Annotated in this window: 17 protein-coding genes; 11 read left to right on the top strand and 6 right to left on the bottom strand. The window is 39.1% G+C overall.

The window, feature by feature from the left end; genetic code table 11:
- Positions 1-8: 8 nt before the first annotated feature.
- The 9 genes from TSP02S_RS02175 (at position 9) to TSP02S_RS02135 (ending at position 11599) form a co-directional block, all read left to right on the top strand.
- On the top strand, positions 9-1010 hold the full coding sequence (locus tag TSP02S_RS02175) for an ABC transporter ATP-binding protein (protein WP_041081540.1): 1002 nt from the start codon (positions 9-11) through the stop codon (positions 1008-1010).
- Positions 994-1974 (top strand): ABC transporter ATP-binding protein, encoded by a 981-nt coding sequence (locus tag TSP02S_RS02170; protein WP_041081538.1) that lies wholly within the window; start codon positions 994-996, stop codon positions 1972-1974. The genes TSP02S_RS02175 and TSP02S_RS02170 overlap by 17 nt, the downstream gene beginning before the upstream one ends.
- Positions 1971-4307 (top strand): glycoside hydrolase family 3 N-terminal domain-containing protein, encoded by a 2337-nt coding sequence (locus TSP02S_RS02165; protein ID WP_041081536.1) that lies wholly within the window; start codon positions 1971-1973, stop codon positions 4305-4307. The genes TSP02S_RS02170 and TSP02S_RS02165 overlap by 4 nt, the downstream gene beginning before the upstream one ends.
- Entirely contained in the window at positions 4307-5290 is a 984-nt protein-coding gene (locus TSP02S_RS02160) for an acetylxylan esterase (protein WP_041081535.1), read from the top strand. The genes TSP02S_RS02165 and TSP02S_RS02160 overlap by 1 nt, the downstream gene beginning before the upstream one ends.
- A gap of 25 nt (positions 5291-5315) precedes the next feature.
- Positions 5316-6452 (top strand): ROK family transcriptional regulator, encoded by a 1137-nt coding sequence (locus TSP02S_RS02155; protein WP_041081533.1) that lies wholly within the window; start codon positions 5316-5318, stop codon positions 6450-6452.
- Between the two features lie 12 nt (positions 6453-6464).
- Entirely contained in the window at positions 6465-7949 is a 1485-nt protein-coding gene (gene xylB / locus TSP02S_RS02150) for a xylulokinase (RefSeq protein ID WP_041081532.1), read from the top strand.
- Between the two features lie 574 nt (positions 7950-8523).
- Positions 8524-9825 carry an ABC transporter substrate-binding protein gene (locus TSP02S_RS02145; protein WP_041081530.1) on the top strand — a complete coding sequence of 434 codons (1302 nt, stop codon included), beginning with the start codon at positions 8524-8526 and terminating at the stop codon, positions 9823-9825.
- A gap of 79 nt (positions 9826-9904) precedes the next feature.
- A complete protein-coding gene (locus TSP02S_RS02140) occupies positions 9905-10759 on the top strand; it encodes a carbohydrate ABC transporter permease (RefSeq protein WP_198407759.1) in 855 nt (284 codons plus the stop codon).
- 9 nt (positions 10760-10768) lie between these two features.
- Positions 10769-11599, top strand: coding sequence for an ABC transporter permease subunit (locus tag TSP02S_RS02135; protein ID WP_198407758.1), 831 nt, complete (start codon positions 10769-10771; stop codon positions 11597-11599).
- A gap of 39 nt (positions 11600-11638) precedes the next feature.
- On the opposite strand, the gene TSP02S_RS02130 is transcribed toward TSP02S_RS02135, so the two are convergent.
- The 6 genes from TSP02S_RS02130 to TSP02S_RS02105 form a co-directional block, all read right to left on the bottom strand.
- Complete coding sequence (locus TSP02S_RS02130) at positions 11639-12694, bottom strand: ABC transporter permease subunit (protein ID WP_041081526.1); 1056 nt, start codon at positions 12692-12694, stop codon at positions 11639-11641.
- Position 12695: 1 nt separating this feature from the next.
- The gene (locus TSP02S_RS02125) at positions 12696-13736 is read right to left on the bottom strand and encodes an ABC transporter permease subunit (protein WP_198407757.1); all 1041 of its coding nucleotides are present in this window, start codon (positions 13734-13736) and stop codon (positions 12696-12698) included.
- The gene (locus TSP02S_RS02120) at positions 13729-15321 is read right to left on the bottom strand and encodes a sugar ABC transporter ATP-binding protein (protein ID WP_082025868.1); all 1593 of its coding nucleotides are present in this window, start codon (positions 15319-15321) and stop codon (positions 13729-13731) included. Before TSP02S_RS02120 ends, TSP02S_RS02125 begins: the two co-directional genes overlap by 8 nt.
- 78 nt (positions 15322-15399) lie before the next feature.
- Positions 15400-16518, bottom strand: coding sequence for a DUF3798 domain-containing protein (locus tag TSP02S_RS02115; RefSeq protein WP_041081521.1), 1119 nt, complete (start codon positions 16516-16518; stop codon positions 15400-15402).
- Positions 16519-16596: 78 nt separating this feature from the next.
- Positions 16597-16944, bottom strand: a complete 348-nt coding sequence (locus TSP02S_RS02110) for a hypothetical protein (protein WP_041081520.1) — start codon at positions 16942-16944, stop codon at positions 16597-16599.
- A gap of 3 nt (positions 16945-16947) precedes the next feature.
- The gene (locus tag TSP02S_RS02105; protein ID WP_041081519.1) at positions 16948-18195 is read right to left on the bottom strand and encodes a DUF1576 domain-containing protein; all 1248 of its coding nucleotides are present in this window, start codon (positions 18193-18195) and stop codon (positions 16948-16950) included.
- Positions 18196-18340: 145 nt separating this feature from the next.
- On the opposite strand from TSP02S_RS02105, the gene TSP02S_RS02100 reads away from it, so the two are divergent.
- Positions 18341-18769, top strand: a complete 429-nt coding sequence (locus tag TSP02S_RS02100; RefSeq protein ID WP_041081518.1) for a 4Fe-4S binding protein — start codon at positions 18341-18343, stop codon at positions 18767-18769.
- Positions 18753-20513 carry an aldehyde ferredoxin oxidoreductase N-terminal domain-containing protein gene (locus TSP02S_RS02095; RefSeq protein WP_041081516.1) on the top strand — a complete coding sequence of 587 codons (1761 nt, stop codon included), beginning with the start codon at positions 18753-18755 and terminating at the stop codon, positions 20511-20513. The genes TSP02S_RS02100 and TSP02S_RS02095 overlap by 17 nt, the downstream gene beginning before the upstream one ends.
- Positions 20514-20516 lie beyond the last annotated feature (3 nt).

Raw genomic sequence — 20516 nt, 5'->3', positions numbered from 1 at the left:
GTGTCGATATGGATTTAGTTATGAAAGCCTTAGAATTGAAAGCGTATTATATCTTGGACGTTTATGGAAAACAAAGAATCATCAAAGCAGTGGACAATATTGATTTAGAGATACAAAAAGGTCTTGTTTATGGCATAGCGGGTGAAAGTGGCTGTGGCAAGACAACTTTATTGAAAACCTTGTTTGCAATCATAGAACCACCATTGAGATTGGTGGATGGAAAAGTATTTTACTACAACGATAAAGAGATCGATGTTTATTCAATTAAAAATGAAGAAAGAAGAAAACTCAGATGGTCGTTTGTCTCGTATGTTCCCCAAGGTTCAATGAGTGTTCTTAACCCTGTAACCAAGATCAAAGAAACTTTCAAAGACTTTTTGAGTAGTCACGTGAAAGGAAAAAATAGAGATCAGATTTATGAAATTGCAAAGCAGCATATAAAAGAACTTGGTCTTCCTTTGAAAGTACTTGATGCTTATCCCCATCAATTGTCAGGTGGGATGAGACAAAGAGTCACCATAGCTTTAGCGACCTTGTTGAATCCGACTTTAATAATCGCAGATGAACCTACCACTGCTTTGGATGTTGTAACCCAAAGGGGTGTTATTCAACTTTTAAAAGACATTCAGTCAAAGCAGAAGAACACTTTGATCATCGTAACCCACGATATGGGTATACATGCGAATGTAGCTGACCAACTTGCAATTATGTATGCCGGAAAGATAGTCGAAGAAGCTCCTACAATTGAGATTTTTGACAATCCCTTACATCCCTATACAAAATACCTCATCAACTCTCTGCCAAAGTTCGGAGACAAAACCAAAAAAGAAAGTGCACCAGGTAGTCCACCATCGCTTTACAACATACCATCTGGTTGTAGTTTCCATCCAAGATGTCCATATAGTTTATCGATATGTAAAGAACAATTCCCACCACTGAGAGAATATTCGGATAAACATAAGGCCGCCTGCTGGTTAATGGAGGGACAAGGATATGCAAAAACTCATTGAAATCAAAAACCTTACGAAGATTTTCTCAATTGGAAGTATTTTTTCACGAATAAAAATAACAGCTATCGACAATGTCTCTTTCGATATAGGACGATCAGAAATTCTGACATTAGCCGGCGAAAGTGGTTGTGGGAAGACCACAATGGCAAAAATAATCCTTGGATTTGAAGAGCCTACTTTTGGTGTGGTGAATTACAAAGGAAAACCAATTAACAGGCGCAATAGGCAAGAAAAAATGAATTTTCTAAAAGAAATACAGGCAGTTTTCCAGAACCCCTTTTCTACTTTCAATCCATTGAGAAAGGTCGATAGTTATTTTTATGAGACACTTCATAACTTTGGAATCACACAAAACCGTCGGGAAGCTGATCGTTTAATTCAAGAAAAACTGAATGCGGTGGGTGTTCATTTCGATGAATTCATAGAAAGATATCCAAGTGAATTTTCTGGGGGACAACTCCAGCGAATTTCTATAGCAAGATCTTTACTGACAAACCCTTCAATGTTGATTGCCGACGAACCTGTTTCCATGGTCGATGCTTCGCTGAGAATGTCTATAGTGAATCTTTTCAAAGAATTGAGAGACAAATTTGGTCTGAGCGTTCTTTATATCACTCATGATTTAACCACAGCTTATTATGTGAGTGACAGAGTGGCTATCATGTTCCGCGGTAATTTGATTGAGTTTGGACCGGCTGAGAAAGTGCTTCTAAACCCCAAACATCCATACACAAAATTACTCAGAGAATCTGTTCCTGAGGCTGATCCGAAAAGAAGGTGGACCGACAAAGTGAAGATAACCGAATTTGAGGAAGAAGAATACAAAAAAATTGGATGTCGATTTGCAGCAAGGTGTCCTCAAGCAATGAAGGTATGTCACGATCAGCCACCATCGTATTATCAAGTGGATCAAGTAATAGTCAAATGCTTTTTGTACAGTCAAGAAAGGAGTGAATCAATATGACAGTTCCACCTTACAAAAATCCAGATATACCAATTTCATCGAGAGTGGAAGACCTTTTGTCGCGAATGAACCTCGATGAAAAGATTGCCCAATTGGGTTCGATTTGGAGTTATGAATTGTTAGATGATCAAGGAAATTTTTCAAGTGAAAGAGCAGAAGCTTTACTGAAAAACGGTATAGGACATATCACAAGACCTGGTGGTGCTACTAATCTATCTGCAAAGGAAGTTGCAAAATTGGTCAATCAGGTACAGAGATATTTGATTGAGCAAACAAGACTCGGTATACCTGCCATCATGCATGAAGAGTGTTTGAGTGGCTATATGGGACTTGGTGCGACTAATTTTCCACAACCCATAGCGATGGCAAGCACATGGGATCCGGAATTGATCGAAAAGATGACGAGTACTATCAGAAATGATATGAGAAATATGGGAATTCATCAAGGTTTAGCCCCTGTCCTTGATGTTGTTAGAGATCCCAGATGGGGAAGGACGGAAGAAAGTTTTGGAGAATCTGCTTATCTTGTTGCGAAAATGGGTGTTTCATATATCAAAGGCCTCCAAGGTGAAGACATCAAAAAAGGTGTAATAGCGACTGCAAAACATTTCGTAGGATATGGTGCATCTGAAGGTGGAAAGAATTGGGCACCGAGTAATATCCCTCCAAGAGAAATCAGAGAGATATTCATGTTTCCGTTTGAGGCAGCGGTAAAAGAGGCAAAAGTTCTATCCATTATGAATTCATACAGTGAAATAGATGGCATTCCTTGTGCTTCTTCAAAAGAACTTTTCACCGATACATTGAGAAAGCATTGGGGGTTCAATGGCATAGTCGTGTCGGATTATTTTGCAATAGATATGCTCAGAGAATACCATAGATTAGCGAAAGACAAAAAAGAGGCAGCAAAATACGCCTTGCAAGCTGGTATCGATATTGAATTGCCAAAGACAGATTGTTACGCGACTCTGAAGGAATTGGTTGAACAAGGATTCATATCGGAAAGTGCCATTGATCAAGCTGTATCAAGGGTATTGCAAATAAAGTTCATACTCGGGTTGTTCGATAAACCTTATGTCGATACAGAAAAAGTCGAACTGAAAAAACACTATAGTATAGCAGTTGAAATAGCAAGAAAGTCGATCGTATTGCTCAAAAATGACGGTATTCTCCCATTGAAAAAAGATGTGAAAATAGCCCTCTTAGGTCCGAGTGCATCTCAGGTAAGAAATTTTCTGGGAGATTATGCATACCTGGCTCACATAAAAGTGTTGCTCGATAACATCAATCAAACGACTTTCAATATGCCAAAATTCAATCTCAAGGATGTGGAAAAAATTGTCAATGAGAACATCGAAAAAATACCAAGTATACTCGATTCCATGAAAACTGAAGGCATAACATTTACGTACGCTATGGGATGTGATGTTACAGACAATTCTACCAGTGGTTTTTTAGAGGCACTGCGTACGGTAGAAAACGCAGACGTTGCTATTGTGGTTGTTGGAGATAAATCAGGTTTAACCAAAGATTGCACAAGTGGCGAATCAAGGGATAGTGCTAACCTGAAACTGCCAGGCGTTCAAGAAGAATTGATTCTTGAAATCGCAAAACTTGACAAACCAATAATCTTGGTTCTTGTGACTGGTAGACCATACTCGTTGAAAAACATAGTGAACAAAGTGAACGCAATAATCGAAATGTGGCTGCCTGGTGAAGTAGGAGGCAAGGCACTGGTTGATGTCCTATTTGGAAAAGTCAATCCAGGTGGAAAATTACCAATAAGTTTTCCAAGGAGTGCTGGACAGATTCCTGTTCACCACGACGTGAAACCCTCAGGAGGTAGATCGCATTGGCATAAAGATTACGTTGATGAATCTGTGGAACCATTGTTCAGCTTTGGTCACGGCCTTTCATATACTACATTTGAATTTTCAAATCTCGTCATAGAACCACAGAAAGTCCCATCAGCTGGACAAGTGACAATAAAAATCGATGTGAAAAATTCTGGTGAGGTAGAAGGTGATGAGGTAGTTCAATTATATTTGACAAGAGAACATACATCTGTCACAAGACCTTTAAAGGAATTGAAGGGTTTCAAAAGAATTACGCTCAAACCAAAAGAAAGCAAAACAATCATTTTCAAAATTCATACCGATATGCTTGCTTATTACGACAGAGATATGAAATTGGTCGTTGAACCTGGTGTTTTTAAAGCTATGATAGGAAGCTCTTCAGACGACATAAGATGTTCTGGAGAGTTTGAAGTCATAGGGGAGAAAAGAGAACTTGGAGATCTCAGAAAATTCTTTAGCGATGTGGAGGTAATATGATGGTTTATTTTGATATGCCATTGGAAGATCTTAAAAAATATTTGCCGCAAAGATACGAAGAAAAAGATTTCGATGATTTCTGGAAACAAACGATTCATGAAACAAGGAGGTATTTCCAAGAACCAAATCTTGAGAAAGTAGATTTTTATTTACAGAACGTTGAGGTTTTCGATGTGACTTTCTCTGGTTACAAAGGACAAAAAATAAAAGGATGGTTGATTTTGCCAAAGCTCAGAAATGGAAAATTACCCTGTATAGTTGAATTTGTTGGTTATGGAGGTGGAAGAGGATTTCCATTCGACTGGTTGCTCTGGAGTGCAGCAGGGTATGCGCACTTTGTAATGGATACAAGAGGGCAAGGTAGCAACTGGTTGAAGGGTGATACACCAGATTATGAAGAAGATTACCCGTCAGATCCACAGTATCCAGGCTTTATGACTAAAGGCATAATGAGCCCAGAAACCTTTTATTACAGAAGAGTGTTCATGGATGCCTTTATGGCTGTTGAGGCCGTTAGCTCTCTTCCACAAATAGATTCACAGATGATAATCTCTTGTGGTGCAAGTCAAGGCGGAGGAATAGCTTTGGCTGTGAGTGCATTGTCTTCGAAAATCAAAGCCTTACTCTGTGATGTTCCTTTTTTATGCCATTATAAAAGAGCAGTTCAGATAACAGATTCGATGCCTTATGCAGAAATCGCAAGATATTGCAAAATTCATATTGACAAAATCGAAACAGTATTCAAAACCCTCTCTTATTTCGATGGCATTAATTTTGCAGTTCGTGCGAAATGCCCTGCTTTGTTTTCAGTAGCACTTATGGACGATATCTGTCCACCATCAACAATTTTTGCTGCTTACAATCACTATGCAGGCGAAAAAGATATTAAAATCTATCCATACAATGGTCATGAGGGAGGTAGTTCTTTCCATATATTGGAAAAATTGAAGTTCGTTAAAACAACAGTCTCCATGAAAAGATGAATCCTACTTAAGGAGGGAAAAGCCGTTGAAATATAACTCACCAAGGATAAAAGTTTTAAACAAGCAAAATATACTTAAACTCATACATGAGAATCATCCCATTTCGCGTGCTGAGATATCTATCATCACTGATCTAACACCAAGTAGTGTCACGAGATTAACCAAAGAACTGATCGACGATGGTTATATAAGAGAAAAAGGCACAATTGGAAAGAACTCCCCAGGTCGAAGAAGGATGTTGCTCGACTTGAATAAAAATGCCTCTGTAAGCCTTGTCTTTGATCTTGGTGTGAATGTAACCACATTTGGTTTGGGTTATTTCGATGGCAAGGTTGACTTAGGTGGATCTTTTGAGACACCAAAACATCCCAAAGAGTTTTTCAAAAAGGTAAAAGAGATATATAGCAAAATGCAAAAAGAGCGCAAGATAACAAGAATTTCTTTCTCCATACCCGGTATGGTAAATATGGTTGAAAATAGAATTCTCTTGGCTCCTAACCTTCACTGGCAAGATATATCAATAAATGAATTCCTGGATGTAGATATACCAATTCTCGCAGACAATGAAGCTAATCTGTCAATGATGGCTGAAAAATATCATTCAAAGGATTTAAAAGAAGTCAAAGAAGCTGTTTTCATAGTGATCAGAGAAGGTGTTGGAACAGGTGTACTTTTAGATGGAAAAATATATCGAGGACCATCCTTTACAGCAGGCGAAGCAGGGCATATGACAGTCGATATACGCTCAGATAAAAAATGCCATTGCTCTAATGAAGGATGCTGGGAGCTTGTTGCGTCAATTAACTGGGCGATAAAAAGTTACCAAGGGGAATTACAAGGAAAGAATGCAATAGAAAAATTCAGCTCATTGAAAAGAAAAAAAGACAGCAGGAAAATTCTCGAAGATTTTGCAAAAAATATCGCTATTGGAATCGTAAATATAGTGAATATCATAAATCCACAGTTAATAATTCTTGGCGGTGAGGTACAGGACTTGGGTGAATATTTCTATAACTCCATAGAAGAAGAAGTCAAAAAAAGAGCACTCAGAGATGCCACAAGACAACTTAGGATCAGACCAACGATTTTTGAGACTGTGAGCTCAAACCTTGTGGGTGCAGCTGTTTTAGCGATAGAAGATATCATTGAAAAGGTCAAATAGGAGGGTTTTCAAATGGATTTTTTTGCTGGATTAGACCTCGGTACCACAGGAATTAAAGGTATCTTGACAGACGAACACGGAAAAATATACACCATTGAGAATGAAAAACTCACTTTGCAAACTCCAAAACCCGGTTGGTCCGAACAAGATCCCCTTGAATGGTGGAATGCCACAAAAAATGTGATCAAAAAACTCTCACAGAAAGCAAGACAGTTAAATGGAACAATTTGCGCAATATCAACAAGTGGTCAAATGCACAGTTTAGTAGCTATTGACAAAAGCGGAAAGATTCTGAGAAATGCCATATTGTGGAATGATCAAAGAACATCTGAGCAGTGTAAAAAAATAACCAACATACTTGGTGGAGAAGAAGAGGTTTTGAAGGTTCTGGCAAACCCTATTCTAACTGGATTCACCTTGCCGAAGCTTTATTGGATTAAGGAAAATGAAGGTGAGATATACGGTAAGATCGATAAAATTCTGCTACCAAAGGATTTTATAAATTATATGCTCACTGGTGAATTTGCAACAGAACATTCGGATGCATCAGGAACAGTAATGTACGACATCTACAGCATGAACTGGAGTCAATATATCTTGAATACATTTGGCATCTCAATGACACTACTTCCAAAGATAGTCAATTCACATTCGATAATCGGAACGATCAAGAAACAAATTGCCCGTGAATTGGATTTAGATGAAAAAACTTTGATCGTCGCTGGTGGTGCAGATAATGCATGTGCGGCACTTGGTGTTTGTGTAACTACCCCAGGTGATGTGATGATAAGTTTGGGAACATCTGGAACAGTCGTTGCTCCGACGCTTGCAGATAAACCCGACCCAAAAGGTAGGGTTCACTTCTTTGTTCACACCATACCTCAGACAAAATACCACATGGGAGTAATGCTCTGTGCAACTTATTCTTTAGAATGGTTCAAAGAAAAGTTCCTGATCGAAGACTATGAAACTATAAATCGAGAAGTGAATAAAGTTCCTGTTGGTTCAAATGGTGTTATCTTCTTACCCTATCTGAATGGCGAGAGAACTCCCCATAAAGACCCAAATGCACGCGGTGTTTTCTTTGGATTATCCTCATATAACAACAAATGGGATTTGGTTAGAGCTATCTTTGAAGGAGTGGCTTGTGGTATAAAAGACTCTTTTGAAATAATCAAAGAACTTGATGTCCCTGTAAAAAACATAAGAATAGCAGGTGGGGGAGCAAAAAGTGACATTTGGGTTGCCATTTTGGCAGATATATTAGGATCTGAGATACAAAGACCCCTTGTCAATGAGGGCGCTTCTTATGGTGCAGCGATTCTTGCCTTTTCTGGTTTTACGGGTAAAAATCCCATCAAGGTCTCTAAAGATTGGTTCAAAGTAAAGGATATCACTGTGCCTTCCGGTGAAAACAACGAGAGGTATCAAAAACTTTATGATAAATACAAAAAGCTCTATCAAAGATTGAAAGATCTCTTTTTAGAAAACTTTTAGATCCTATGATTGTTCCAAAATCAAAAGTAGGTAAAAGCAAAAAAACCAGTTAAAATCACAAAAACAAATCCACCAAAAGTTATACTCAACAAAGTTCCAAGACAAAGATGGATACTGAAAGAACATAGAGTTTTTATATCAAAATCACAATACAAGGGCAAAGGGATTGTATTGTTAAGGATGTAACATCGTATACTATATAATGGAAGGCGCCAACCAGGATCCTGGGAAAATACCCCATCGTATATTGCCATAGGTCTAATCTCTTGGGTCATCTTTGCTTGGATTGATAAAACTGAATATGAAAAAGACAGATGTTTTTTGTTTTCCAATCAAATGATTCTATGAAAATACTCGTTTAAAAAACTATATGCAAAAGATCAAACAAATATGCCATCTTTAGATCTTTTTCAAGATGTTCTTGGATAAAAAAATAATATGATTATTCCCCCACAGGAGAGGTTATTTCTCCTGTTTTTTTAGTTGTTTTGGGATACACGCAAGATACCTTGATTTCATCAAAAAGAAAAATGTAAAATAGAGATGTCACAAAATCCGAGCAGGGGGTGTAGGTATGAAGCGGTTGGTTTTGATAATTGTATCTTTAGCCACCCTTTTTAGTCTCACACTCGCTAAAACAACCATAACACTTTGGCATGCTATGAGTGGAGCAAACCTCACGGCTCTTGAACAAATCGTGAAAGACTTCAATGCAACTCATCCAGATATCGAAGTTGTCGCGGTATTCACAGGAAGCTATGCTGAAACTCTCACCAAAGCCATTGCAGCTTACAGAAACAATACACAACCACACATAGTTCAAGTATACGAAGTTGGCCTTCAGACAATGCTTGACAGTGGTGCTATTGTGCCAGTTTTTGAGCTTGCGGAACCAGATTTTGACTGGGGAGATATAGTGGTACCCATTCTAAATTATTATTCCGTTGATGGAAAACTCTATTCAATGCCATTCAATTCATCCACAGCTATTCTATACTACAACAAAGATATCTTCCAGAAGGCTGGTCTTGATCCCAATAAACCCCCAACAACCTTTGATGAAGTCTTCGAATATGGAAAGAAAATAGTTGAATCAAAGGCTGCCTTAGGCGGAATCGCCTTTGGATGGCCTGCATGGGTTTTCGAACAAATGCACGCGCTTCATGCACAATTCTATGCGAATAACGAAAATGGGAGAAAAGCAAAGGCAAGCGAGGTTTATTTCAACAAAGATTTTGGTGTTAAAGTCTTCAGTGAATGGATTAGATGGGCGCAAAATGGCGTTCTTGTTTATGGTGGAAGGGAGTACAATGCCAACAATGCATTTTTGGCAGGTCAAGTGGCAATGTTGATTCAATCCACATCTTCGGTTGGCTCTATAGAAAGTAAAGCCAACTTTAAAGTCGGTACGACTTTCCTACCGAGAATCCCAGGATATCCAAAGGGAAATTCTGTTATTGGTGGTGCAACTCTTTGGGTCATGAAAGGAAAACCAAAAGATGATTACAAAGCAGTTTGGGAGTTCTTGAAATACGTTGCAAAACCAGAGGTCTCTCAAAAATGGCACAAGTCAACAGGCTATTTCCCAACAAGCAATAGTGCTTTAAAAGGACTTCTCGATGAAGGTTGGTTTTCAGAACATCCAAATCACCTAACTGCTTTCTTACAGATTTTGAGTGGAATCAACAGACCTGAATCTCAGGGTGTGAGATTGGGCAATTTCGTAGCAATAAGAGATGTTGTAGATTCTGCATTTGAGAAAGCATTGCAATACAAAGGACCAGATATTGAAAAAGTAGCAAAATCAATACTCGATGACGCGGCAAAACAATGTAACCAGATTCTTAAAGATTACATCTCTCTGTATGGTAAATAAATCACAGGGGGCTTTTTGCCCCCTTTTTGATTTAGTTTGGATGGTGATCTGAGTGCACAGCAAATTCCCAAATAGAATCATGCCATATATCCTTCTTTTACCATCAATAGCGGTAATTGTGGTCTTCTTTTTGATACCAACGATTCGTTCAATATACCAGAGTTTTTTCAGAGTATCACCTTTTGGTGATCGTCGGATCTTTGTGGGATTTGGAAATTTCTCAAGACTCTTTAGTTCAACAGCCTATGTTGATAGCTTGATAAGAACGTTGATCTTTGCGGGTTCAGTGGTTCTGATTGGCCTTGTTTTCTGTGTCATAGTTGCAGCATTACTTAACCAAAAACTCCGTGGAATGACGATTTACAGAACCTTTTTCATATGGACTTATGCTATCTCTCCAGCGATTGCAGGCACCGTATGGGCTCTGATGTTCAATCCAGCAACAGGTCCAGTAGTTTATCTGATAAAACTTCTCACAGGAAAAACAATCAACTGGATGAACGATGGAAATTTGGCTTTGGCTATTGTCATTATCGCTGCTGTGTGGAAGATGATGGGATATAACATCATATTTTATCTTGCGGGTTTACAAGCCGTTCCAGATGAATTGCTGGAAGCGGCTGCGATAGACGGTGCGAATGGGATAAAAAGATTTATCAGAGTGACCTTGCCCTTACTTTCGCCGACGACATTCTTTTTGCTCATAATGAATATGCTCTATGCTTTTTTCGAGGTTTTCGGCTTGATCGATATCATGACTAAAGGTGGTCCTGGTAATGCAACTGAGGTACTGGTTTACAAACTGTACAGGGATGGTTTTATAGCTATAGATATTGGTTTTGCGTCAGCACAGTCCGTTGTGCTGTTTATCTTTGTAACGATACTGACTGTCCTACAATTCAGATACACCCAACAAAGAGTTTTCTATGGTTAGGTGATGTGCGTGAAGGCTTACAAAAGGCAAAAAACTCAAGTATATACAACACTGACGATCCTGACACTTTTGGTAATGTTTCCGGTGTATTATGCATTCGTTATGGCAACATTAAACTCGGTAGAATCTTACAGTTACCCACCAAGATTCATACCAAGCAGTCACTTGTTTGAAAATATGAAGGAAGCTTGGAAAAATGCTGGCATGGGTAGATTGATGTTCAACAGCGCTTTCACCGCAACCGTAGTTGCTGTGGCAAAGATATGTTTTTCAATTCTTGCAGCCTTTGCCTTTACTTATTTTGGCGACTTTAAAGGTAAGTATCTATTTTTTGGATTGATATTAATAACCCACATGTTGCCATTACCTGTGAGACTTCTTCCAACATATGACATGATGAAAACCTTTGGATGGGTTAACACTTATTACGCATTGACAATACCGTTCTTTGCAAGTGCAACTGGTACACTCCTGTTTAGACAGCTTTTTCTCACTGTCCCATCATCTCTCGCCGATGCCGCGAGAATCGATGGTGCTGGACCGATGAGATTTCTCTGGCACATTCTTGTCCCGCTTTCGAAGACAAATATGGGAGCTTTATTTTTGATAGAATTCAACTACATATGGAATGAATACCTTTGGCCTCTTGTGATAACTACTACTAAGGAAATGAGAGTAGTACAAATAGGCATAAAGATACTCTTAGCATCTGAAGCACAAGCCGCTGACTGGAACATAATAATGGCAGGAACAATAATGGCAATGTTACCACCTCTGATCATGTTGCTCATCTTTCAAAAAACATTTATGGAAGGCTTCAGTATGAAAGAAGAAAAATAAAAAGGGCCTGGTAGGCCCTTTTTTATCAAATATCAAACGCTAATGCTTTTGCTTTTTTGCACTCCAACCATGCATTGCAAGTGCAAATGCTATTACTGCATAAGCAAGAAATTCCCTGAAAAATTCTCCAACTTGAGGTTGTCCAAACAATTTGTTTCCAGCACTCGGCGCAACAACAAATAGGGTATGAAACAACAAAACACCTATTATCGCATTCCAGATAGAAGCCTTCCTTGTCGACGCACCACCAACGAGTAATGCAGCAATCGAGAACAGCCCAACTTGCTCGTGACTGTTATAAGTATTTATGGTACTTATATCCTGCAGGTATATGATCTGACCTATTGCCGCAAGAACTGTGGACATAATCACCGATATTATTCTGAGCCTGTTCACATTTATCCCAGCAACCTCAGCTATGTGCATATCTTGACCTACCGCTCTGATATCTTGACCGAGTTTTGTTTTGAACAAAAAGTATATGAAAAAACAAAGAATAACTGTTATGAGTATCGGTATCATAAAAATTCTCACAGTTCCTATTTGAATTGTCCAGGGTTTGTTCAAGGCCGATGCAATAGTTCCATAAAGGTCTACTGTATTTCTCAAACCGACACCTTCAGGGAGTAAAAATTGTTTCGTTTTAAACGGAATTATCGAGCCTATAAAGAATAAAAAGATTAACTGATAAACCCCATTTGCAAAAAAGCCAAGGATCATCGATGTGATCATCTCTCTACCCTTTGCCCTGTTTAGAACAAGTCCCACAATCCATCCCAAGATGACTGCTATAGCCGATCCAAGGAGCATAGATACGACAATTCCTGGTATACCTTTCATCTTCCAATCTACCACGAAGAACATCGCTGTTTGTCCAGCCATAGCCCCAAGAACGATACCAAAATTCAAACCCATTCCAGCAACTACTGGTATAAGAAGCGAAAGCACTAAAAAGGTATTTCTACTGAGTCGCCGGACAACTTCACTTAACAAAAACAACGGAGGTATCTTTGCAATCAAAACCGCTGAGATGGAAAGAACCAAAAAGGCTATGGGGACTGCGTTTGATAGTAAGATTTTTCTTAATTTTTCCATCTCAGTTCGCCTCCTTTGGAGTCCTGGTTAGTGCATATAGAATCATTCCATTGCTCACAATTAATCTCATAACTTCTGTTATGTCTCCCCTTGTTATTTGACTCAGGACAGGTAAAGCTATCGTCAGAAGTGTCTGAAAAGCGACAGTTCCAACAACGACATTTGTTATAGAAGCCCTCCTTATGGAAGCACCTCCTATTAAAATAGAAGCCACTGCAGGAAAGGTCATGAACAACGGAGCTTGATATAGTTGTAAGAAACCATAACTCTGTGCATATACTATGATCCCGACACCACCTATGATCGTGGAAAATGTTACAGCAATCAATCTTGCTCTTTTTGTGTTCACACCCGAACTTATCGCATAGCGTTCATTCTGACCTGTCAAATCAATGGCAAGACCTAACCTCGTTTTGAAAAATAAATAAACGGCAAAACAACTACCTGCGAAAAATAGTAACAATCCAGTTGGTACTTCAATCCCTCCAATTTTGAATTTCAAGAAATTGTTCAATACCTGCCCAAAATAATTCTGAAGAGTCAATGTATACCTCAACCCCCTACCACCAATTGCCCAGACCATATCGGGATTGGAGAAAGGTAACAATAACCACATAATAGACATGAATGCAACTATTGAATAACCCATATATGTTCCTACCATCATCTCTTGCCCACGAACTCTTTCGAGAAGCCAACCATAAGCAAAACCAATGGCTGTACAAAATGCTATAGCCAGTAATACAGAAAACCAAAGACCAGTGAATCCAACAAGACCAAGTTGCATACTGATCAACGCACTGATGAGTCCACCGATTATTCCAATTGGAAGACCAAAATTTGGACCAATACCAGATCTTATAGTTGGTACCATCGCAAGCACTAAAACACCGTTCATCCCGATTCTCTTCAACGAATCACCTATTAGAGATGGGATTGAGACATTCGTAAAGGCAGCCAAGACAAAAAGGCCTATGAGAAAGATGAAGATTATCAAAGTTGGTATGTCCATACGCTTTAGAAAATCAAAGAGTTTATTCACTTGCATCCACCTCCTGTAATTCTCCAGCCATTGCGAGTCCAAATTGCGCATCGGATGCATCTGGTGGTAAAATTGCAGAAAGTCTTCCCTCGGCAACAAGGGCTATTCTGTCACAAATTGTTCTGAGTTCGGCAAGTTCACTCGATGTCATAACTATTGTGATACCATAATCTCTATTCATCTTAACCAGATGGTCAAGTACAAGTTTCTTTGCCCCAACATCGATGCCCCTCGTCGGCTCTGACACGAAAAGAATTTTTGGTTTCAAAGTAAAAGCTCTGGCTAAACATACCTTTTGCTGATTTCCACCACTCAATCTCCTAACTGGTTGAGTGGGAGATTTGCATCTTATATCAAGTTCTTTGATCATTTTGAGTGCATGTTCTCTGATTGTTTTCTTATCGTACACCTTGAAGACAAGGAGTCGCTTTGTAAATTCATCAAATGCCTCTATTGCTGTTGCTGCTATGTTCATTTCTATGGATTCGTTGAGTAAAAGTCCAACACCTCTACGATCTTCAGATAGATACACCACTCCGTTTTTCAAAGCATAAGCTGGATCGTTCAACTTGTATGGTTTACCTTCAAACAAAATCTCTCCAACTGCGGGGAATATACCCGCTATGCCATTTGCTATACCGAGTTTCCCGTGACCTGCGAGTCCTCCTATACCGAGTATTTCTCCCCTTCGAATATTTATACTGAAATCTTTCACATTCTCACCTGGCATCTCTACTTTCAAATTCTTGATAGACATTATTATGTCCGCTTCTGAAGGTTCTCTCTTCCTAAATGGCAAACCAACTGAATCTAATTTTCGTCCAACCATTTTCTCCGCGATCTCAGATATCGTAAAAGACGAGGCAGATCCCTGATCAACGACAATCCCATCTCTTAAGATAGTTATTCTGTTAGAAACTTTCAGCACTTCAACAAGCCTGTGAGATATGAAAAGGATTGATATGCCTTTTGAAGAAAGAAATTTAACTGCATCAAGAAGTTTTTCAGCCTCTGTCTCTGATAAGACCGCTGTTGGCTCGTCAAGAACAAGTAATTTCAAATTTTTCTTGTCTATTTCTCTGGCTATTTCTATGAATTGTTTGTGACCAACGGGCAGTCCTGCAACGGGCAAGAATTCATCGACATTCATACCAATTGAAGTAAGTGCTTCTTTTGCATCCTTTCTCATTGATGAGAAGTCAAGAGTCTCCAGAGATCTTCCAAAAACCTTGCTGATAATATTACTCTTGGTTATTTCTCTATTGAGTTTGATGTTTTCTACAATGGTGAATCCTGGCAATAACATAAATTCTTGGTGAACCATACCTATGCCAAGTTCCATAGCCTTTCTTGGAGAATCAATGTTAACCTTCTGACCATTTATGAATATTTCTCCCTCAAAACCGCCAGTTGAATGAATCACAGGCATTCCAAAAAGGATATTCATCAAAGTGGACTTACCAGCACCATTTTCTCCAACAAGGCCGTGAACTTCACCAGGCATCAAATCGATATTCACATTTTTGAGGACCTGGTTACCGTAGAAAGATTTGCTGATGTTCTTCATTTCAAGGACTTTTTCCACACACATTCCTCCCATAAATCAAAGATGTCGGCGTTAAAGCCGACATCTTCAATAAAAGCAATTAAATATCCATACTCATCAGAATTGAGTCTTTCCAAAGATGACCGAATCACATATTACAAGATAATAATTACCTGCATTTGGATATCTACTTATGGACTTTAGACCATATCCAGAAACCTTTTGGGAGATCACTTTGTCAAAGATGGCTTTCACACCATTCATATCGTCTGCCTTCACAGTCTTTTTGACGAGTTCCACTGCCAAGTCAACGCCAGCCTCGACGAAGACCATGTTAATTGGTATGGGCCATGTTGCAAATCTGCCAGCTCCACCTTGTTCAACTATCTTACTATTCACAGCCTTGAGTATGTAGTTAATATCGCCTTTCTTTTCAGGTGGAATTGCTATGCCAAGAGAACCCGGAAAACCATGTGTTGGTGATGGACAACATGGTTCAGCATATATTCCACCATGTTGTAAAATAGCCTTTTGTAGAGGTTCTTGCATACCGCAGTTCGTTGAGAAGAATGCAGTATCCTTTCCGTACTTCGCGATTTGCCTCGGGACATCTTCAAGAATGAATTGCTGTGCGCCAGTCAAACCTTGTTCTCCAAGTGGATCTGGAGCGGAAACAAATATGAATTCAATACCGAGTTCTTTACAACGTCTCTCCATGATATCGCGTCTTTCTGCAAGGAGCTTGTAACTCATGTGCCTTGGGAAAGAATAATGGATAAATCTCTTTGCGCCCATGCTGTAAGCCAAATCGATTATCGTAACACCACGACCCAAGTCATCGGTTTGGAATGAAACATCGGCTACCGAACCAACGAGTTCGGGATCTTCATGTGCCACACCAACGACAAAGATCATATCAGGTCTGAATTCCTTGACTCTTCTTATAGCCGAAACTGTTCCAGGTACACCCTGGCAAATTACTATTGCCTTGACCATTGGATCATAAGCAAGTTCAACTATTCTCGCAATCGTTGTCTCCTGCTCTTGCATGAATTTGTCTGGATAAGTGACATGGATTATCTCTTTACCATATTTTGCTATGACATTTTCCGCACCGCGATACTCATCTTCGCCCTGTGAAACTGTACCCGTTACAACACCAATCTTAAAACCAAGTGCTGCAAAACTAAAGGTTACGGCAAGAATAAGTACAAGTCCAACAACTAACTTTCGCATCCTCTTAAACACCCCCTACGCGTGATTTTGGTATCAGTATTATAACACATACATATCACTTTAAAACAACTCCACATTTCATCGTGAATGGACAAGGAACTTTATTTTTAAAAGAAGCTTTTCCTTATCATAATCAATTTCCACCGAGTTCACCAACATTGAAATGAGCATCATATCCTCGTCTGAACCATATTCACCAGCCAATGGCAGATAGTAATAAGCCATTTCTTCGTGGCTTTCAACTTTCAAATAGCTCTCAAGAAGATGTAGATCCTGATCATTCAATGTAACGTTAGACTCTATTTTGGCTGAAATTTCATCTTCTTTTATATCTATATCTATATTCAATTTTTTGGCAGATCTCGAGAAAAGAAATCTCATCAACTGTGAAGATAGCTTTGTGACGATCTCTATCTTTCTTGGCATTACCTACTCCGCCCCCTTATGAAAAACTCGAATGAGTGGTACCAAAAACATGGCAACCAAACCTCCTGCAAATCCGTTGTTGTAGAGATTGAGACCACCGTGTAAAAATCCCACATTGTTTACCACGGCAGTATGGACAAAACCAGCTATTACACCCCATATTGGTCCAAATTCGCCAGCTATTGGGGCAAGCGTTGTTCCAAACAACGCAGCCAGAATATTATTTGGTTCACTGAGGCTGTATTTGTTGGTTACCGCACTAATAGTCACCCCTATTAGAATCGGCAAGACATTTTTTGGATGTTTTCCAAATGCTCCAAAACCAACGACTGTCATTATGCCCCCAATCGTTGGGCCATTCAACTGACTACCAGTCAAAAGCACATACAAAGTCATTATGAAACCAAGGATCCCCATATTAATAAGTGTTGTTGGAAAACCTTCTAAAATGATGAAGTCGGTGACAAGTCTACCAGAGTGTTTCATCAATTTTTTATAATCTTTGAACGATTTTCCATTTAGTTTCCAGCCATAATATGTGAGCAAGAAAAAGATCAAAAACATAAAGATCGACAACAAAAGATTGTTCCCGCTTGACCAGACTTTTCTGGAAGGTATTTCATATCCATAGGTTCTCATGAATGCCGCTGCGACCATACCTATTATCCCACAGGTAAAACCTACGTTGTACAGATTATAACCTTTGTGCGTTGTCAAAAAATGAGCAGCCAAGTCTGTCAAGAAAAAACCAATGATTATCGCAACAACATATGACAATATCACTTGTTCCATACCACCAACTGGCAAAAAAAATGCAAGTTGCGTTACAAGAGGTGAAATGGCCGTACCAAAATAAGATACGTAAATGTACCTGGAGAACGGTTCACGCTTGTACAACGAATATAGGTAAACTCCGATGATTATAGGCCATACGTTGAATATATTTTTCCCAAACAGTGCAAAACCACCAACAGTTAAAACACATGCGAAAGACAAACCAGTAACTGGAAGTTTTAGAAGTTGAAGTAACCAAGAGAAAAGAACCATCAAAAGACCAGAATTGACGAAAGCCCCTGATACACCCCCTATTTCAATATAGTCTGTTAGAAGATAGTCCGGTACGGTCACTATTCTCACCAGGCTCCTATACAATTCAACTGGATGCCACAAACCTCCTGTTAACAAACCAAAAGCAATGAAAACCACGCCAACAGAATAAAGAAAAACTCGCTGTAAAAACTTCACTCTCATAGAAGACCCCCTTTTTGTTTTCTATCTCATTTATACCAAACTTGGCCTTTATTTTATGACACTTTAAAAAGTCATTTTAGTGTTATAGTTATCGTAGAAAGATTTTCATAATACGATTAAAAACCAACCTTGGGGGAATACAGAGATGGGCAAAAAATTATCCGTCAAGGACAGAGAAAGATGTATAGGTTGTTATTCTTGTATGTTTGCATGCTCCAGAGCGTGGCATAACATAATAGGGATAGAAAAATCAGCTATGAGAGTGAAAAATTATCCTGGAGTTGAAGGGGCATTCTCGGTGAGAGTCTGTCAGGCTTGCCTTGATCCAGAATGTGCACAGGTTTGTCCTACAGGTGCACTCAAGCTTTCGAAGAGAGGTTATGGCGTTGAATTAGAAAAAGAAAAATGTACACATTGTATGAAATGTGTTAAGGCATGCAGTGCAAGTGCACTTCAGTGGGATGAGGAAACAAAACTTCCTTTGCCTTGTTTGCACTGTGGAATCTGTGTCATGTATTGCCCAACAAATGTGTTAGAAATGCAAGAGGTGATAGGCAATGTACAAAATGCTTGAAATAGATCTCAGTACAGGACAGACAAAGGTCAAAGATATATCTGAACTTTTTTCAAGATTCATAGGTGGTACGGGGGTCTTAACATATCTTGCTCTGAGAGAATTGACCAGAGAATTGGATCCTCTTTCACCACAAGCACCGATTTTTTTTGGCATAGGTCCCTTTAATAATTATTTCCCAAGTGCTTCAAAGACGGTGGCGATCTTTAAATCTCCTTTGACAGGCGATCTTGGCGAATCGCATGCCGGCGGAAGGCTTTCGTTGGCCATCTTCGCTGCTGGATTTCACGTAATCAAAATTACGGGTAAGGCAGAAAAACCTGTTTATCTGTCAATCGACAATGAAAGAGTTAATTTAGTTCCATGTCGATCTTTGTGGGGAAGGAGTGCACTTTCAGTTGAAAGAATCTTGCGTGAAAAAGAAGACAACAGAAAAGGAAAAAAGAGCATAGTAAGAATAGGTCCTGCAGGAGAGAGATTGTCGCCAATTGCATGTGTTACCGTTGACTCCTCGAGACATTTTGGAAGACTTGGCTTAGGTGCGATACTTGGATCAAAGAATCTCAAAGCTGTTGTGATCTCGGGAAACAGGTATAATTCTATTTCAGACAAAAAGGAATACCAAGCATTTTATAATGAACTCTTCAAAGATCTCGCTTTTTCTGAAAACACATACAAATATAGAGATCTTGGAACTTCGGCAAATGTTGTACCTTTATCAAAAATACACAGCCTTCCTACTCGCAACTTTTCCCAAGGCTTCTTTGAAAATGCACAAAGAATCAGTGGAGAATATTTTGCTGAAAATTTTCTCGCACAACAGATCTCATGTTCGCATTGCCCAATTGGATGTATCCACATTGGTACACTAAGAGAATTATTCGCAGACCCACATATGTACAAGACAATAAAGGTATCCTATGACCATGAACTGATTTATTCAATAGGCTCGAATTTGAGCATAGCCGATGCGGGAGAAGTCCTAAAACTCTTACAATTCATAGAAAGACAGGGTTGGGATGCCATAAGTATTGGTGTCGCCTTAGCATGGGCGACTGAAGCCTTCCAGAAAGGAATAATCAATCTTTCACACACCGATGGTCTTGCATTGGGTTTTGGTGATAGTCAAACTTACATGAAGGTTTTGGAGAATATATCATCTGGTAAGAATGAATTTTACCGAGATCTTGAAAAAGGAGTCTATCACTGTGCAAAAAAATATGGAGCCGAGGACTTGGCAATACATTTCAACAGAAACATGACTGGACCCGATGCCTTTGTAGGATATGCAGTCGGTGTAAGACACTCACATCTTGACTGTGCTGGATACAGCATCGACCAAAAATTCTTAGGAAGACAACAGGATCTTGAAAAAGAAGTCAAAATGATGTACGAAGAATCTCTCTGGAGAATGATCACCAACTCCCTTGTAACTTGTCTTTTTGCAAGAGGCACATATACCCCAAATATCGTAGAAAAAGGTTTGAGATTACTCGGATACGATGTAGATATACAGCAACTCACCAAGGTTTCACGTGTAATTCATGGTATGAAATACATACTGAAAGAGAGACTCGGTTTTGATTTTGAAAAACTCAAACTTCCAGCAAAGCTCACAAGAATCTATACCGGTCGAGGAATGATAACCTTAGAGGATTTCAAAGAAAGAATAAGAATTTATACACAATTGGTTTTGCAGGATAAGTATCTTGCAAAAGAATTATTGAGTCAACAATTTCAATAAATT

The sequence above is a fragment of the Thermotoga profunda AZM34c06 genome (genome assembly GCF_000828675.1).
GTDB classification, from domain to species: Bacteria; Thermotogota; Thermotogae; order Thermotogales; family DSM-5069; genus Pseudothermotoga_B; species Pseudothermotoga_B profunda.
The sequence above is the reverse complement of the archived record's forward strand: the minus strand, read 5'-3'. Positions and strand labels throughout refer to the sequence as shown.

Bases quoted from the DNA above. Each gene is read 5' to 3' on its own strand.
- TSP02S_RS02175 (WP_041081540.1), top strand. From the start codon at position 9: ATGGATTTAGTTATGAAAGCCTTAGAATTGAAAGCGTATTATATCTTG.
- TSP02S_RS02170 (WP_041081538.1), top strand. From the start codon at position 994: ATGCAAAAACTCATTGAAATCAAAAACCTTACGAAGATTTTCTCAATT.
- TSP02S_RS02165 (WP_041081536.1), top strand. From the start codon at position 1,971: ATGACAGTTCCACCTTACAAAAATCCAGATATACCAATTTCATCGAGA.
- TSP02S_RS02160 (WP_041081535.1), top strand. From the start codon at position 4,307: ATGGTTTATTTTGATATGCCATTGGAAGATCTTAAAAAATATTTGCCG.
- xylB (WP_041081532.1), top strand. From the start codon at position 6,465: ATGGATTTTTTTGCTGGATTAGACCTCGGTACCACAGGAATTAAAGGT.
- TSP02S_RS02145 (WP_041081530.1), top strand. From the start codon at position 8,524: ATGAAGCGGTTGGTTTTGATAATTGTATCTTTAGCCACCCTTTTTAGT.
- TSP02S_RS02140 (WP_198407759.1), top strand. From the start codon at position 9,905: ATGCCATATATCCTTCTTTTACCATCAATAGCGGTAATTGTGGTCTTC.
- TSP02S_RS02130 (WP_041081526.1), bottom strand. From the start codon at position 12,694: ATGGAAAAATTAAGAAAAATCTTACTATCAAACGCAGTCCCCATAGCC.
- TSP02S_RS02115 (WP_041081521.1), bottom strand. From the start codon at position 16,518: ATGCGAAAGTTAGTTGTTGGACTTGTACTTATTCTTGCCGTAACCTTT.
- TSP02S_RS02110 (WP_041081520.1), bottom strand. From the start codon at position 16,944: ATGCCAAGAAAGATAGAGATCGTCACAAAGCTATCTTCACAGTTGATG.
- TSP02S_RS02105 (WP_041081519.1), bottom strand. From the start codon at position 18,195: ATGAGAGTGAAGTTTTTACAGCGAGTTTTTCTTTATTCTGTTGGCGTG.
- TSP02S_RS02100 (WP_041081518.1), top strand. From the start codon at position 18,341: ATGGGCAAAAAATTATCCGTCAAGGACAGAGAAAGATGTATAGGTTGT.
- TSP02S_RS02095 (WP_041081516.1), top strand. From the start codon at position 18,753: ATGTACAAAATGCTTGAAATAGATCTCAGTACAGGACAGACAAAGGTC.